Raw genomic sequence first — 14534 nt, forward strand, 5'->3', positions numbered from 1 at the left:
CAGGTGGCGGTCAGGAAATCGCCGTACGTACCGGCCGTGTCCGGACGATCACCCGGAAGGCTCCGCCGGGGTCCGGTCGCCCGCCCGCGGGAGCCTCAGGTCTCCGTCCGGTACATCAGGTCGACCTCGTGCGTGGTGAAGCCGAGACGTTCGTAGACGGCGAGGGCGGGGGCGTTGTCCGCGTCGACGTAGAGCATCGCGGTGGGCAGGCCGCGGTCGTGCGCGAGGTACCGCAGCCCGATGAGGGTGAGCGCCCGGCCCAGGCCGCCGCCCTGCTCCTCGGGATGGATGCCCAGGACGTAGACCTCGCCGAGGCGCTCGCGCTCGTGCACCTTCGTCCAGTGGAAGCCGGCCAGCCGGTCGCCGCGGAAGGCGAGGAAGAAGCCGGCCGGGTCGAACCAGGGCTCGGCCTTGCGGTCGTCGAGGTCGCGCTGGGTGAGGCTGCCCTGCTCGGGGTGGTGCGCGAAGGCGGCGGCGTTGACCGCCAGCCAGGCGGCGTCGTCCTGCCCGGGGACGAAGGCGCGCACGGTGACGTCGGCGGGGAGCACGGGCCCGCCCAGCGGGGGCGCGCCGGCGCCCTCCTCCAGGGGGCGGCGCAGCTGCCGCAGCTCGCGGAAGAGGGCGAGGCCGAGCAGCCCGGCCAGGTGGCGGGCGGCGGGGTGGCCGCCGTGCGCCCACACGCGCAGCCGTTTGCCGGAGGCGGCGAGCAGTGCGTGGCCGAGGGCGCGGCCGTGACCCTGCGCGCGGTACGCGGGGTGGATGACCATCTCGGCGGCGGGGGCCTCGACCGGGTCGGTGTCCTCCAGTTGGGCGTACCCGACGAGCACGCCGTCGCTCTCGACCACCAGGTGGCGCACGCCCTCACGGGCACCGCCGCGCAGGTTCAGCCGGCCCTGCTCGGAGACCGCGGCCTGGCCGTCGACCGCCGCGGCCGCCTCGATCAGGGCCAGGACCGCCTCGGCGCGGCCGGGGCTCAGCGCGTCGAGGGTCTCGATCCTGCGGGGGCCCACGGCGGTCTGCTGCGCTGCTGCGTCGGTCATGGGACCGAGCTTACGGCCGTGGGGGTGCGGGAGGTGTCCATCGGCACCAGTGCCGCCGCACCGCAGGCCACGGCCGCCGCGGCGGCGAGGGCGGGCCAGTAGCCGGTGGCCGAGATGAGGGCGGCGCTCAGCGGCGGGACGACGGCGGCGGTCAGGTTCTGTCCGGTGTTGTGGACGCCGAGGGCACGGCCGGACCAGGACGGGCCGGCGCGTTCGGCCGTGGCGGTGAAGGACAGGCCGTTGGTGCTGGCGGTGATCCCTATGGACAGGACGAGGGCGGCGGCGGTCACCGCGGAGGGGAAGGCCGCGGTCACCGCCGCCGCGGCGACCACCACGGCGGTGCCGACGGCGAGTTGCCGCATCGGCCGCAGCCGGCTGCCGACCCGGTCCGACCAGCGCCCGGCGGCGATCCGGAAGCAGGCCCCCAGCACCTGTGCGACGGCGATCAGCCGGCCGGCGCCGACCGGCGACCAGCCCCGGGTGTCCACCAGCAGCACCAGGGCGAAGGCCCCCGCCGTGAACTGCGGTACGACCAGCAGCGCGCCCGCGCCGTGGATCCGCCACAAGGTCGCCGAGCCCCGGTAGGGGTTGGCGGCCGGTGCCGCGCCGGGACCGGTCCGCGGGCGTATCGGGTCGGCGGCGAACAGTGCGACCAGGCTGGCGACGACCCCGCACACGGCGGCCAGGAAGCCGAAGGCGCCGTGCACCCCGTACGCGGCGGCGAGCGGCGGCATGGTCAGTGCGGCCACGCCCATGCCCAGCGGGGTGGCGGTCTGCCGGATGCCCATGGCCAGCCCGCGTTCCCCGGCGGAGAACCAGCCCATGACGAGGCGTCCGCTCGCGGAGTACACCGAGGCCCCCGCCGCTCCCGCCAGGGCGAGCAGCGCGCCCAGTGCCGTCGTGCCGCCTCCGGCGCGCACCGCGCCGGCCGCGACGGCGAGCAGCGCGGCGGCGCCGCCCAGCCCGGTGGCGATGACGACGCGTTCGCCGTACCGGTCGGCGGCGGCGCCCCACACGACGAGGGCCGCGACCAGCCCGGTGGTGGGGCAGGCGATGAGCAGTCCGATCTGCGGCAGCGTCAGGTGCGCGGTGTCCCGCAACGTGGCGGCCAGATAGGGGACTCCGTAGACGAAGGCGCAGGCGGCGGTCTGTGCGGCGGTGCCCAGGGCGAGCATCAGCCAGCGACGGGGCATGGGTGCACCTCCTCGGTCGGTGGTGGATCCAACTATGTCGCTTGTTTGAATGGCGAGACAGATCGTTCCGGTGAGTGAGACGGAATGCCCGGCTGCCCGTCATGTACCGATCAGTCGAAACCTGCCCGTAACCGCAAAGCCACTGACAACTACGCGCGTTGACAATAGGCTGCGGCCGTCCTCCGCCTCCATCCATCGTTCACGTCCAAGGGGACCCATGTCAGTGACCCACCCGCGTCGCCGTGCCGCACGCCGCGTCGCCGCCGCGACCGCCGGCCTCGCGGCGGTCGGTGTGCTCGCGATAGCGAGCCCGGCCGCCCAGGCCCACGAGACCCACCACGGGGGTCACGGCCACGGCAGCCGTACCGTCGACCTCCAGCTCCTCGCCGTCAACGACTTCCACGGCAACCTGGAGCCCCCGGCCGGTTCCTCCGGCCGCGTCACCGAGCTCCAGGCGGACGGCACCACCAAGACCGTCGACGCCGGCGGCGTCGAGTACCTGGCCTCCAGCCTGCGCACCGCCCGCAAGGGGCAGGAGCGTTCGCTCACCGTCGCCGCCGGCGACATCGTGGGCGCCAGCCCGCTGCTGTCGGGCCTGTTCCACGACGAGCCCACCGTCGAGGCCATGAACAAGCTGGGCCTGGACGTCACCGGCGTCGGCAACCACGAGTTCGACGAGGGCAAGGACGAGCTGCTCCGTCTGCAGAACGGCGGCTGCCACCCGGTCGAGGGCTGCTACGAGAAGGGCCGCACGTTCACGGGCGCGGACTACCCGATCCTCTCGGCGAACGTCGTCAACGAGAAGACCGGCCGCCCGCTGCTCAAGCCCTACACCATCGAGAACGTCAAGGGCGTCCGCGTCGGCTTCATCGGCGTCACGCTCGAGGGCACCCCGAACATCGTCACCGCCGAGGGCGTCAAGGGCCTGAAGTTCCTCGACGAGGTCGAGACGATCAACAAGTACACCAAGGAGCTCAAGCGCAAGGGCGTCAACGCCGTCGTCGCGCTCGTGCACGAGGGCGGCTTCCCCGCCTCCTCCGCGTACAACTACGACTGCGACGCCGGCGGTGCGGGCACCGGTCTGTCCGGCCCGATCGTCGACATCGCCAAGAACACCTCGGCGGACGTCGACGCGCTGGTCACCGGCCACACCCACAACGCGTACGTCTGCACCATCCCCGACCCCAAGGGCAACGACCGTCTGGTCACCAGCGCGGCGTCCTTCGGCCGGCTCTTCACCGAGCTCGACATGAAGTACGACCTGCGCACGCACGACATCGTGCGCGCCTCGGTCGAGGGCTCCAACCACGTCGTGGACCGCACCCAGACCAAGGCCGCGGACATGACCTCGCTGATCAGCCGCTGGCAGACGCTGGCCGCCCCGGTCGCGGGCCGCACCGTCGGCTACATCTCGCAGGACATCACCCGGGCCGGCAACGAGTCCGCCCTCGGCGACCTCATCGCCGACGCGCAGCTCGCGTACGCCAGGACCCTCGACCCGTCGGCCACGATCGCGCTGATGAACCCCGGCGGGATCCGCACCGACCTGGTGCACAAGGCCTCCGGCAGCGAGGGCGACGGCGTCGTCACCTACGCCGAGGGCTTCGCGGTCCAGCCGTTCAGCAACACGGTCAACCTGCGGACGCTGACCGGCGCCCAGCTGGTCACCGTGCTCCAGCAGCAGGTCAGCGGCAGCAACGAGGCCGCCCCGAAGATCCTGCAGATCTCCAGCGGCCTGACCTACACGCTGGACCTCACCAAGACCGGTGCCGCCCGTGTCGTGACCGACTCGATCCGTCTCGGTGGCGCCCCGATCGACCCGGCGGGCAGCTACCGCGTCGCGATGAACTCCTTCCTGTCCGGCGGCGGTGACGGCTTCGGCGAGCTGGCCAAGGGCACCAACGAGCTCGTCGGCGGCGACGACCTGGCCGCGCTCAACGCCTACCTGACCGCCAACTCCTCGGCCTCCGCGCCGCTGGCGGCCCCGGCGGCGAACCGCATCACGATCGTCCAGTAGTACGCGGCACGAGCGGGCAGGTCCCGCGACCGTGCTCCGCCCCGGGGGCGGCCGTCGAGACCGACGGCCGCCCCCGTCCTTCGTGGCGGGCCGCCCGCGACCCCGCTCTCGTGGCGCCGGCCCCCGCTGCCTACGCTGTGGACATGACGACTACGGAGCGACGGCGGTTCAGGTCCGGCACGGTGATCCTCGGCGGCATGGGCGTGCTGGCCGCCGCGCTGACCGCGTGCGGCTCCGACCCCGACAAGCGCTGCGTGGACCCGGACACGTACCGGACGCTCCCGGTCAAGGAGTGCGACGACGACGGCGGCCACGGCCGCTACTACTACGGGGGCAGCGTCCGCAGCGGGAAGGCCAAGGGCGGCAGCTTCGACAAGTCGTCGGTGAAGACCGGGGGCTTCGGCGGCCACGGCTCGGGCCACGGGTCCGGCGGCGGCTGATGCGCCGGTACGCCGTCGAGCCGCGCCCGGGCTGGCAGCGGATCGTGGAGGACCAGGGCGTCGTCTACCCGCTGACCCGTCACCCCGACGGCTCCCTGCGGCCGTACTGGGACGAGAGCGGGTACTACGCGTTCTCGCTCCCGGAGGTCGAGGCCCTGGAGGAGACCGTCGCGGAACTGCACGCGATGTGCCTCGCCGCCGCGGAGCACATCGTGGCCGAGGACCGGTTCGCCGAGCTCGGCGTCCACGACCCGCGCCTGGCCGGGCGGATCGCCGAGTCCTGGCGGCGGCGCACCGAACTCCCCTCCCTCTACGGCCGCTTCGACCTGCGCTACGACGGGACCGGCCCGGCGAAGCTGCTGGAGTACAACGCCGACACCCCCACCTCGCTGGTGGAGGCGGCCAGCGCGCAGTGGTTCTGGATGGAGGACCGTTTCCCCGGCGCCGACCAGTGGAACTCCCTCCACGAGCGCCTCGTCGACGCGTGGCGGCGCCAGGCCCCGCTGCTGCCGCCCGGACCGGTGCACTTCGCCCACACCGAGGCCGACGAGCTCGGCGAGGACCTGATGACGGTGGCCTACCTGCGGGAGACCGCCGAACAGGCCGGGCTCGACACCCACGCCCTGTCCGTCGAGGCGATCGGCTGGGACGAGCTGTCCGGACGCTTCGTCGACGACCGGATGCGCTTCATCCGCAGCTGCTTCAAGCTCTACCCCTGGGAATGGCTGGCAGGCGACCCGTTCGGCGGCCACGTCCTGGACACCCTCGACAACGGCGGCGGCACCGGCACCACCTGCTGGATCGAGCCCGCCTGGAAGATGCTGCTGTCCAACAAGGCGCTGCTGGCCGTCCTGTGGGAGCTCTACCCGGGCCACCCCAACCTCCTCGCCGCCCACCTCGACGGTCCCCGCGACCTCGCCCGGACCACCGGCTGGGTCGCCAAGCCGCTGCTCGGCCGCGAGGGCGCGGGCGTCACCGTGCACCGCGCGGGAGAAGCCGCCGTGCCGCGCGCCGACGAACCCTGCTGCTACCAGGAACTGGCCCCGCTGCCGGTGTTCGACGGCAACCACGTGGTGCTCGGCGCATGGGTCGTGGTGGACGAGCCGGCCGGGCTCGGCATACGCGAGTCGGCCGGCCTGGTCACCGACACGTACGCGCGCTTCCTGCCGCACGTCATCCGCTGAGGGGGCACGACCTCGGCGGCACAGGGTGACCCGTCGGCCGCAGTGCGTGGGCTGAAGGCGCTTACTCCTTGCCGCACAGGGGAGTTACCAGCGGAAACACTTTCCTCGGCAGTAACTTGTGGCCCACCATGGGCAACCCTGTCCCTCCAGACCCATCGACGTGTCCGGGTGGTCCGCCGTGTCCCAAACGCACCTAGAGCCCGTCTACGACGAGTTGTCCGACGCCGCTCTCACCGAGCGGGTACGGGCCGGCGCACCGACCGCCTACCCGGCGACCGAGGAACTGCGCCGCCGTCACCTCCCGGCCGTCCTGTGCTACGCACGGCTGTGCGCCCGCGGACAGTCCGCCGCCGACCAACTCGCCGCGCAGGCCTTCGCGCTGGCCTGGCAGGAGGTGCACCGGGGGGTCGACCCGCGCGGTCCCTGGCGGCACCGGCTGCTGATGCTCGTCCACCAGGCCGCCGCCGTGTGGGCGGGCGGCAGCCGCCGCGAACGGCTCGGTGACGAGTACGCCGCCTTCATCGACGACATCCGCGGCGCCGAGCAGCGCGTGCCCGGGCTCCCGGGCCTGCCCGTCAACCCTCGGCTCCACCTTGCCGAACGCTCCGTGCTGTGCGGCGCCTTCGCCGTGCTGCCCCAGCACACCCAGGGCGTGCTGTGGCACGCGGTCGTCGAGCGGGAGGCCGACGCCGACGTCGCCCGCTGGACCGGCGACAGGGCCCCGGAGCTGCCCGACCTGACCGCCAGGGCCCGGGACGCGCTGCGCGAGGCCTACCTGCGGACGTACCTGGAGCGCAGTGAGGACCCCCGGTGCAAGGGCTTCGGCCGCCTCCTCGACGCCGCCGCCCGCCGTGACGACGCCCGGCAGAACGAGGACGTGGAGCGGCACCTCGCGCACTGCCAGGGCTGTGCCGGTGCGCTTCAGACGCTGATCGTCCTCGAACGCGACCCCCGGCCGCTGCTCGCCACGGCCCTGCTCGGATGGGCGGGCCCCGCCTACCTGGCGGCCCGGTCCGCCCCCGCGCTGCCCGCCACCGCACCCGCCCCGCCGGCTCCGCCCCCGACGTCCCGCCGGCGCAGGCGTCCCGGACCGCTGGAGCGGCTGCTGAACCTGCGCGCCCGCCACCCCTCGCCCCTGGTCTCCCTGGTGCTGGTCGTCGCCGCCAGCCTGGCGGTCACCGGCCTGGTGTACGCGACGGGCGACGACCCCGCACCGACCGGCAGCGACAGGGCACTGCCCCAGCCGCCCACGGGCTCGGTCACGGTCACCGCGACCGCCACCGCCACCGCGACGCAGACCTTCACCCCGAGCCCCGCGGGGACCCCGAGCGCCTCGGCGACCCGGTCGCCCACGCGGCCCGGCGCCGGGGCCACCCAACACGTCCCGGCGACGCGCACGCCGAGCGCCGGCCCGCCGCGGAGGGTGCCGGGCAGCAGCTACGCCCAGATCGTCAACGACGCGTCCGGCCTCTGCCTGGACGTGCGGGACGAGGAGTTCGACAAGGGCGACGACGTCATCGTCGCGGGCTGCGACTCCGGCTCCGCCTCCCAACAGTGGCGGGTGGACTCCCGCGGCCTGCTGGTCAACGGCGCGGACTCCTCGTTCTGCCTGGACTCACGCGGTGACACCGATCGCGGCCTCGGCATCTGGGCCTGCTCGTCGGTCGAGGGCAGGAACGCGCGGAACCTGCAGTTCCTGGTGGACTCCCTGGGCCGGATCCGCCCGCAGATCGACCTCGGCACCGCGATGCAGCCGGACGGCTCGACCCCCGGCTCCACCCTCTCCTTCGCTTCCGCCGGCAGCGGCGACGCGCAGCGCTGGCACGCCGGGTAGCCGGCCCGGACGGGCGGGCCACCCGGCGTGCCAGCGGTCTCAGACGGCCTCAGACGGTCTCGGGTGTCCCGGGCATCTCCGGTGTCCCGGGTGTCCCGGGAGTCACCGGTGTCCCGGGTGTCCCGGGCGTCCGGGGCGGCGGGGTCTGCGCCCCGGGCAGTCGTACGAGTGCCACGGTGCCGCCGCCCTGCGCGGGGTGGAGGGCGATGGTGCCGCCGAGCTGCTGCACCGTACGGGCCACGATCGACAGGCCGAGGCCCGAGCCGGGCAGGCTGCGGGCGGAGGCCGAACGCCAGAAGCGCTCGAACACGTGCGGCAGGTCCTCCGGTGGGATGCCCGGGCCGTGGTCCCTGACCGTGAGCTCGCCGCCGTGCAGGTCGACCTCGATCGTGCCGGCCGGCGGGCTGAACTTCACGGCGTTGTCCAGGAGGTTGATCACCGCCCGTTCCAGGGCGGACGGTTCGGCCCGCAGGTACCAGGGGGCCAGCTCGGTGGTGATCTTCAGGTCGGGACCGGTACGGCGCCGCGCCCGCTCCAGCGCCGCCTCCACGACCTCGTGGAACGCCACGGTCTGCGAGGGCGACCCGCCGGGTGCCCCGTCCGGACGGGACAGCTCCTGCAGATCGCCGATGAGCGTGGCCAGTTCGCTTATCTGGGCCTTCACCGACAGCATCAGCTCCCGGCGGTCCTCCGGGGGCAGTTCCCGGCCGGTCAGCTCGCTGCGTTCCAGCAGTTCGATGTTGGTGCGCAGGGAGGTGAGCGGGGTGCGCAGTTCATGACCGGCGTCCGCGATCAGCTGCTGCTGCAGCTCGCGGGAGGAGGACAGCGCGGCCGTCATGGAGTTGAAGGAGGCCGAGAGCCGGGCGATCTCATCGCGGCCCTCGACGGGGATGCGGACGCTCAGGTCCTCGGTGCGGGCGACGTGCTCCACGGTGTCGGTGAGCCGGTCCACCGGCTTCAGCCCCGCGCGGGCCACCCCGAGTCCGGCGACGCTGGCGCCGACCACCCCTATCCCGCTGACGGCCAGCAGGATCACGGCCAGGGTGTTCAGCGGTCCGGTCACCTCGCTGAGCGGGCGGCCCACGGAGATCGCGGCCCGCTCGGTCTGATGGCGGGAGTACTCGATCTGGGCGGGCCGCGTCAGCACCCGCATCTCCGTGCCGTCCTTCGTGGTCACGGTCTGCAGCGACTCCGACGCGTCACCCCGGACCACGGCCAGGTCGGCCTCGCTCACCGGGAGCATCTCGTCGCCGAGCACCCAGCACCCCGTGCCGTCCTCGGTGACGAGCAGCACGGACGAGTGGTTGGGGTTGAAGGCGAGCGCCCCGTCGGACGTGTCGTTCTGGGGCTTGCTCAGGCATCCGTAGTCCACGAGCACGCTCCGGGCGGCGGGGGCCGCGTTGCCCGGCGCGCGCAGCGACTCGTCCAGCTGGTCCATCAGCTGCTTCTGCACGATGAACCAGCAGGCCAGCGCGCACGCGGCCACGGCGGCCGCCACGGCGGCCGCGGTGAGGATCGCCAGCCGGGACCGCAGCGGCAGGGAACGGAAGCGCGGGATGCGCGGCATCAGCCCTTGCCCTCCGTGGAGCGCAGCACGTAGCCGACGCCCCGCACGGTGTGGACCAGGCGGGGCAGGCTGCCGGACTCGGTCTTGCGCCGCAGGTACATGACGTACACGTCCAGGGAGTTGGAGCTCGGCTCGAAGTCGAAGCCCCAGACCGCCTTGAGGATCTGCTCCCGGGTGAGCACCTGGCGCGGGTGCGCGAGGAACATCTCCAGCAGGGTGTACTCGGTGCGGGTCAGCTCGACCGGCACGCCGGCCCGGGTGACCTCGCGGGTCGAGGTGTCCATCCGCAGGTCCCCGAAGGACAGCACGCCCTCCTCGCCGTGGTCGCCGCCCGGCACCGTCGCGTACGCGCTTCGCCGCAGTAGCGCCCGCAGCCGGGCCAGCAGTTCGTCCAGCTCGAAGGGCTTGACGAGGTAGTCGTCGGCGCCCGCGTCGAGACCGGTGACCCGGTCGCCCACCGTGTCGCGGGCGGTGAGCATGAGGATCGGTGTGGTGGTGCCGCCGGACCGGAGCCTGCGGGCGGTGGTGAGGCCGTCCATGCGCGGCATGAGGACGTCGAGGACGATCGCGTCGGGCCGGTAGGAGGCGACCTGGTCCAGGGCGGCCAGGCCGTCCTCCGCCAGCTCGGTCTCGTATCCCTCGAAGGCGAGGCTGCGCCGGAGTGCTTCGCGGACCGCGGGCTCGTCGTCCACGATCAGGATGCGGGCGGGGGCCTCGCCGTTCTCGCCGGGGCTCAAGGGTCTTCCACCTCGCGGGATGGGGGTCGGGGGCGGTGGGTGCCGCCGGGGGTGCGGTGGGGTGCTCCGGTTCTTAGCCTCGCACGGCGGCGAGGCGGTGGGCCGCAATCGCCCGGCGGGCGTAGCGGCGCGCGTACCGGCGGGTGGTCGCGATCTCCGGCTCGCGGGCGGCCGGCTCCCGGTAGGGGATCAGCGCGCGGTCGGAGGGGCCGGACGGGACTCCGGCGGGGTGGAGGGAGGTGCTCAGGAAGACGTTCATGGTGCCCACGTCCCTTCGGTGCGGTGCGGTCAGCTGTCGCCGCCGCCGTTGCGCAGGGTGTCGAGGTCTGCCTTGAGGGTGTTCACGGGGATGGCGAAGCCGAGGCCGACGCTGCCGGCCTGGCCGGAGGAGGAGGAAGCGGCGGAGTACATGGCCGAGTTGATGCCGATGATCTCGCCGTTCATGTTGATCAGGGCGCCACCGGAGTTCCCGGGGTTGAGCGAGGCGTCGGTCTGGATCGCCTTGTACGTGGTCGTGGACGGGCCGACGTCGCCGTTGTACTGGCCGCCGCCGAACTCGAACGGCCACCGGCCGGTGCCGCCGCCGGGTCGCTGTCCCTGGCCCTGGCCGGTGGAGATGGTCACGTCGCGGTCGAGCGCGGAGACGATGCCGCTGGTGACCGTGCCCGTCAGGCCCTCGGGCGAGCCGATGGCGACGACCTGGTCGCCGACCGAGACCCGGCTGGAGTCGCCCAGCGACGCGACCGGCAGGCCGCTCACGCCCTCGGCCTTCACCAGCGCGAGGTCCTTGCCGCCGTCGGTGCCGACGACGGCCGCGGTGACCGACTTGCCGGAGCTGAAGGTGACCTTGACCGAGTCTGCTCCGGAGACGACGTGGTTGTTGGTGACGATCTCACCGTCACCGGTGACGACCACGCCCGAGCCGGTCGACTGCCCGGCGCCGGACGTCGCGCTGATCTCCACGATGCTCGGGCTGACGGCGGCGGCCACGGCCGCGACGCCGGTGCTGCCCGAACTGCTGGTGCCGATCACCTTGGTCGTGGTGCCCGCCACGGCCGGCGAGGTGGTCGCCCGCCCCACCAGGGCGGCCGTCCCGCCGCCGATCAGCGCGGACACCAGCGCCACGGAGGCGACCAGGGCCACGGGCCGTCGCCTGCGTTGCCTGGGGATCCCGGTCGCGGGCGCCGGCATCGGCGTGGGCTGCGGCTGGGGCTGGGGCTGGGGCTGCGAGGCGTAGGGCGCCGGGTGTCCGTACGGGACGTGCGGCTCGTACGGCGGCCGGGACGGGTACCCGCCGGCGCCGGGGGACTGCTGCGGCTGCCGCGGGTCGTAGGCGTCGTCGTGACGGGTGCTCTCGTTCATGCCTATGACTGTGCTCGCCGAACATGAGAGCTTCCTGAGCGTGACCTGAGAACCGGGGCAGAGTTCCGTATGCCCGATATAAAGAACGAAGCGCCAGGTCAGGGCCTACGCTTACACGGCCCGTAGACAGGTCGCCGGTCGCGGCGGGCGGAGGCCCGCCGCGACCGGCGGAACGGTCAGTGGCAGCCGCAGCTGCGCCGCACGACCAGCCGGGACGGGAACTGCCGCAGCCGCTCCCGCCGCGAGCCGGAGACCCGCAGCCCGTCGTCCAGCACCAGGTCCACCGCCGCACGGGCCATCGCCTCGCGGTCCGAGGCCACCGTCGTCAGCGGCGGGTCGGTGAGCGCCGCCTCCTTGACGTCGTCGAAGCCGGCCACGGCCAGCTCGCCCGGCACGTCGATCCGCAGTTCGCGGGCCGCCCGCAGCACGCCGATGGCCTGGTCGTCGGTGGCGCACACGATCGCCGTCGGCCGGCCCGGCCGGGAGAGCAGCTCCAGGCCGACCTTGTAGGCGTCGTAGCGGTTGTACGGGGTGGAGTACAGGCGGCCCTCGACGGAGCGCCCGGCCTCCTGCATCGCACGGCGCCAGCCCTCGACGTGGTCGGTGACGGGGTCGCCGGACTTCGGGGTGGCCTCGGTGCCGCCGAGGCAGGCCACGAACTCGTGACCGTGCTCCAGCAGGTGCCGGGTGGCGAGCTGGGCGCCGCCGACGTCGTCCGTCACGACCGCGACGTCGTCGATCGCCTCGGGCCGCCGGTGCATCAGCACGACCCTCGCGTCCCAGGCGTCGATCTCCGTCGCCGCGTGCTCGCTGAGGCCCTGGCTGATGAGGATCAGCCCGGAGACCCGCATGCCGAGGAAGGCACGCAGGTAGTGCACTTCGCGCTCGTCGAGGTAGTCCGAGTTGCCGACCAGCACCATCTTGCCGCGCTCGGCGGCCGCCCTCTCGACGGCGTGCGCCATCTCCGCGAAGAACGGCTGCCGGGCGTCCGGCACGATCAGGCCTATGAGGTCCGTGCGACGGCTCGCCATCGCCTGGGCCACCCGGTCGGGGCGGTAGCCCAGTTGTTTGATCGCCGCGAGGACACGCTCGCGGGTGGCCGGTGCGACCGGCCGGGGTCCGTTGTTGATGACGTAGCTGACGACTGCGGTCGAGGTTCCCGCAAGCCTTGCCACATCGTCACGCGTCACCTTTGCCACGGGCCGAGTCTACGCGGGTACACCCGCGCGTCCCACCGTCTGTCCACAGGCGTGACCACCGCGTGATCAGCCGTTCCGGGAGGCGGTGACGGCCGTCCCCTGCCCGGGTGCCTCCTCGGCCGGCGACGGCGCCGGCTCCTCCGCCGTCCGCTCGCCCTTCTCCGGGGTGACGAAGCGGTAGCCGACGTTGCGGACGGTGCCGATCAGGGACTCGTGCTCGGGACCGAGCTTGGCGCGCAGCCGCCGTACGTGCACGTCCACGGTGCGCGTGCCGCCGAAGTAGTCGTAGCCCCAGACCTCCTGCAGGAGCTGGGCGCGGGTGAAGACCCGGCCCGGGTGCTGCGCGAGGTACTTGAGCAGCTCGAACTCCTTGAAGGTCAGGTCCAGGACCCGGCCCTTGAGCTTCGCGCTGTACGTGGCCTCGTCGACCGACAGGTCCCCGTTGCGGATCTCCATCGGGCTGTCGTCGACGCTGATCTGCTGCCGGCCCATCGCCAGCCGCAGCCGCGCCTCGACCTCGGCGGGCCCCGCGGTGTCCAGCAGGACGTCGTCGATGCCCCAGTCCGCGGTGACGGCCGCCAGGCCGCCCTCGGTGACCACCAGGACCAGCGGGCAGCCGGGTCCGGTGGAGCGCAGCAGCTGGCACAGCGAGCGGACCTGCGGCAGGTCGCGGCGGCCGTCGATGAGGATCACGTCGGCGCCGGGGGTGTCCACCAGCGCGGGGCCCTCGGCCGGGGCCACCCGTACGTTGTGCAGCAGCAGTCCGAGCGCGGGGAGCACCTCGGTGGACGGCTGGAGTGCGTTGGTCAGGAGGAGGAGAGAGCTCACCGGCCGCTCCCATCGTTCATCGTCCGGTCATGCGTGTTCCGCTTGCCCATTGCGACCCTCCTCGGTCCCTGCGAGGACGTGTGCGTCCGCCGACGTGTGCGCTCCGGTCGCCCGGAAAGCACGAAAGGACCCGGGGGCGACGCTGCCCGGATCCTCTTGACCCAAGAGAATAGCCCACATGGAGTCGGTAAGTGAGTCCGCGGTTGCGCGGTCGTGTGTCCCGTCGATCATTTCCGGTGGGTTGCGAGCGGTGCTGACGGCCGAGGACCGGGTGCCGATCGACGCCGCGTACCTGCCCGGAGCGACGCCCGGAGGGCTCGCGATCGTGGTCGCGCACGGCTTCACCGGCGCCCTGGAGCGGCCGGCCGTGCGTCGCGCGGCGGAGATCTTCGCGCGGGTGGACGGCGTCGGCGGTGTGGTGACCTTCTCCTTCCGGGGGCACGGCCGCTCGGGCGGGCGCTCCACGGTCGGCGACCGCGAGGTCTGGGACCTGGACGCCGCGGTGCGCTGGGCACGGCGGCTGGGCCACCCCGCGGTGGCCTCGGTGGGCTTCTCCATGGGCGGTTCCGTCGTCCTGCGGCATGCGGGGCGCAAACCGGCGCACGATGGGGCGCACGTTGACGCCGTGGTCTCGGTGAGTGCGCCCGCGCGCTGGTACTACCGGGGTACGGCGCCGATGCGCCGGGTCCACTGGGCCATCACCCGCCCCGCCGGACGCCTGGTCTCCCGGGGGCTGCTGCACACGCGCATCCACGACAAGGACTGGGACCCCGTGCCCGTGCCCCCGGTCGAGGCGGTGCGGTCCATCGCGCCCACCCCGCTGCTCATCGTGCACGGCGACCGGGACGGCTACTTCCCGCTCGACCACCCGCTCTCCCTCGCCGACGCCGCGGGCGACGCAGCCGAGCTGTGGATCGAGCCCGGATTCGGCCACGCCGAGAACGCCGCGGCGCCCGCCCTCCTGCACCGCGTCGCGGTGTGGGCGGCCGAACGGGTCCGCCCCACTGGCACGCCCGGCTGACCCCGCGGCCCGCACACCCGGGCCCGCACACCCGGGCCCGGCCACCTCGCGGCGCCATCGCTGCGCCATCATGGACGGCGGCAGGACCCGCACGGCGAACGGAAGGACCGCT

The 14534-nt window shown here is 73.4% G+C and carries 13 protein-coding genes; 5 read left to right on the forward strand and 8 right to left on the reverse strand.

The annotated features are described in order from the left end of the window. Window positions 1-95 precede the first annotated feature (95 nt). The gene (mshD, locus tag PV410_RS37790) at window positions 96-1040 is read right to left on the reverse strand and encodes a mycothiol synthase (protein WP_500330726.1); all 945 of its coding nucleotides are present in this window, start codon (window positions 1038-1040) and stop codon (window positions 96-98) included. Next, window positions 1037-2233 carry an MFS transporter gene (locus PV410_RS37795; protein ID WP_500330728.1) on the reverse strand — a complete coding sequence of 399 codons (1197 nt, stop codon included), beginning with the start codon at window positions 2231-2233 and terminating at the stop codon, window positions 1037-1039. The genes mshD and PV410_RS37795 overlap by 4 nt, the downstream gene beginning before the upstream one ends. 217 nt (window positions 2234-2450) lie before the next feature. On the opposite strand from PV410_RS37795, the gene PV410_RS37800 reads away from it, so the two are divergent. The 4 genes from PV410_RS37800 (at window position 2451) to PV410_RS37815 (ending at window position 7708) form a co-directional block, all read left to right on the forward strand. Beyond that, window positions 2451-4250, forward strand: a complete 1800-nt coding sequence (locus PV410_RS37800; protein ID WP_500330730.1) for a bifunctional metallophosphatase/5'-nucleotidase — start codon at window positions 2451-2453, stop codon at window positions 4248-4250. A 143-nt stretch (window positions 4251-4393) separates the two neighbouring features. Further along, window positions 4394-4690, forward strand: a complete 297-nt coding sequence (locus PV410_RS37805; RefSeq protein ID WP_500330731.1) for a hypothetical protein — start codon at window positions 4394-4396, stop codon at window positions 4688-4690. Further along, the gene (locus PV410_RS37810) at window positions 4690-5874 is read left to right on the forward strand and encodes a glutathionylspermidine synthase family protein (protein ID WP_500330732.1); all 1185 of its coding nucleotides are present in this window, start codon (window positions 4690-4692) and stop codon (window positions 5872-5874) included. Before PV410_RS37805 ends, PV410_RS37810 begins: the two co-directional genes overlap by 1 nt. A 178-nt stretch (window positions 5875-6052) precedes the next feature. Next, a complete protein-coding gene (locus PV410_RS37815; RefSeq protein WP_500330734.1) occupies window positions 6053-7708 on the forward strand; it encodes an RICIN domain-containing protein in 1656 nt (551 codons plus the stop codon). Between the two features lie 49 nt (window positions 7709-7757). On the opposite strand, the gene PV410_RS37820 is transcribed toward PV410_RS37815, so the two are convergent. The 6 genes from PV410_RS37820 to PV410_RS37845 all read right to left on the reverse strand — a co-directional run bounded on the left by PV410_RS37820 (window position 7758) and on the right by PV410_RS37845 (window position 13401). Next, window positions 7758-9275, reverse strand: coding sequence for a sensor histidine kinase (locus PV410_RS37820; protein WP_500330736.1), 1518 nt, complete (start codon window positions 9273-9275; stop codon window positions 7758-7760). Further along, window positions 9275-10012 carry a response regulator transcription factor gene (locus PV410_RS37825; RefSeq protein ID WP_500330737.1) on the reverse strand — a complete coding sequence of 246 codons (738 nt, stop codon included), beginning with the start codon at window positions 10010-10012 and terminating at the stop codon, window positions 9275-9277. The genes PV410_RS37820 and PV410_RS37825 overlap by 1 nt, the downstream gene beginning before the upstream one ends. A gap of 73 nt (window positions 10013-10085) precedes the next feature. Beyond that, on the reverse strand, window positions 10086-10271 hold the full coding sequence (locus tag PV410_RS37830; RefSeq protein WP_499513119.1) for a hypothetical protein: 186 nt from the start codon (window positions 10269-10271) through the stop codon (window positions 10086-10088). Between the two features lie 29 nt (window positions 10272-10300). Continuing rightward, window positions 10301-11374, reverse strand: coding sequence for a S1C family serine protease (locus tag PV410_RS37835; protein ID WP_500330738.1), 1074 nt, complete (start codon window positions 11372-11374; stop codon window positions 10301-10303). Between the two features lie 176 nt (window positions 11375-11550). Continuing rightward, window positions 11551-12573 (reverse strand): LacI family DNA-binding transcriptional regulator, encoded by a 1023-nt coding sequence (locus PV410_RS37840; protein WP_500330740.1) that lies wholly within the window; start codon window positions 12571-12573, stop codon window positions 11551-11553. Between the two features lie 66 nt (window positions 12574-12639). Then, window positions 12640-13401, reverse strand: coding sequence for a response regulator transcription factor (locus PV410_RS37845; RefSeq protein WP_500330742.1), 762 nt, complete (start codon window positions 13399-13401; stop codon window positions 12640-12642). 178 nt (window positions 13402-13579) lie between these two features. Between PV410_RS37845 and PV410_RS37850 the strand changes: the two genes are divergently transcribed. Then, window positions 13580-14422, forward strand: coding sequence for an alpha/beta hydrolase (locus tag PV410_RS37850; protein WP_500330744.1), 843 nt, complete (start codon window positions 13580-13582; stop codon window positions 14420-14422). Window positions 14423-14534 lie beyond the last annotated feature (112 nt).

The sequence above is a fragment of the Streptomyces sp. PA03-5A genome, assembly GCF_033792725.1.
In the GTDB taxonomy this organism is placed as follows: domain Bacteria; phylum Actinomycetota; class Actinomycetes; order Streptomycetales; family Streptomycetaceae; genus Actinacidiphila.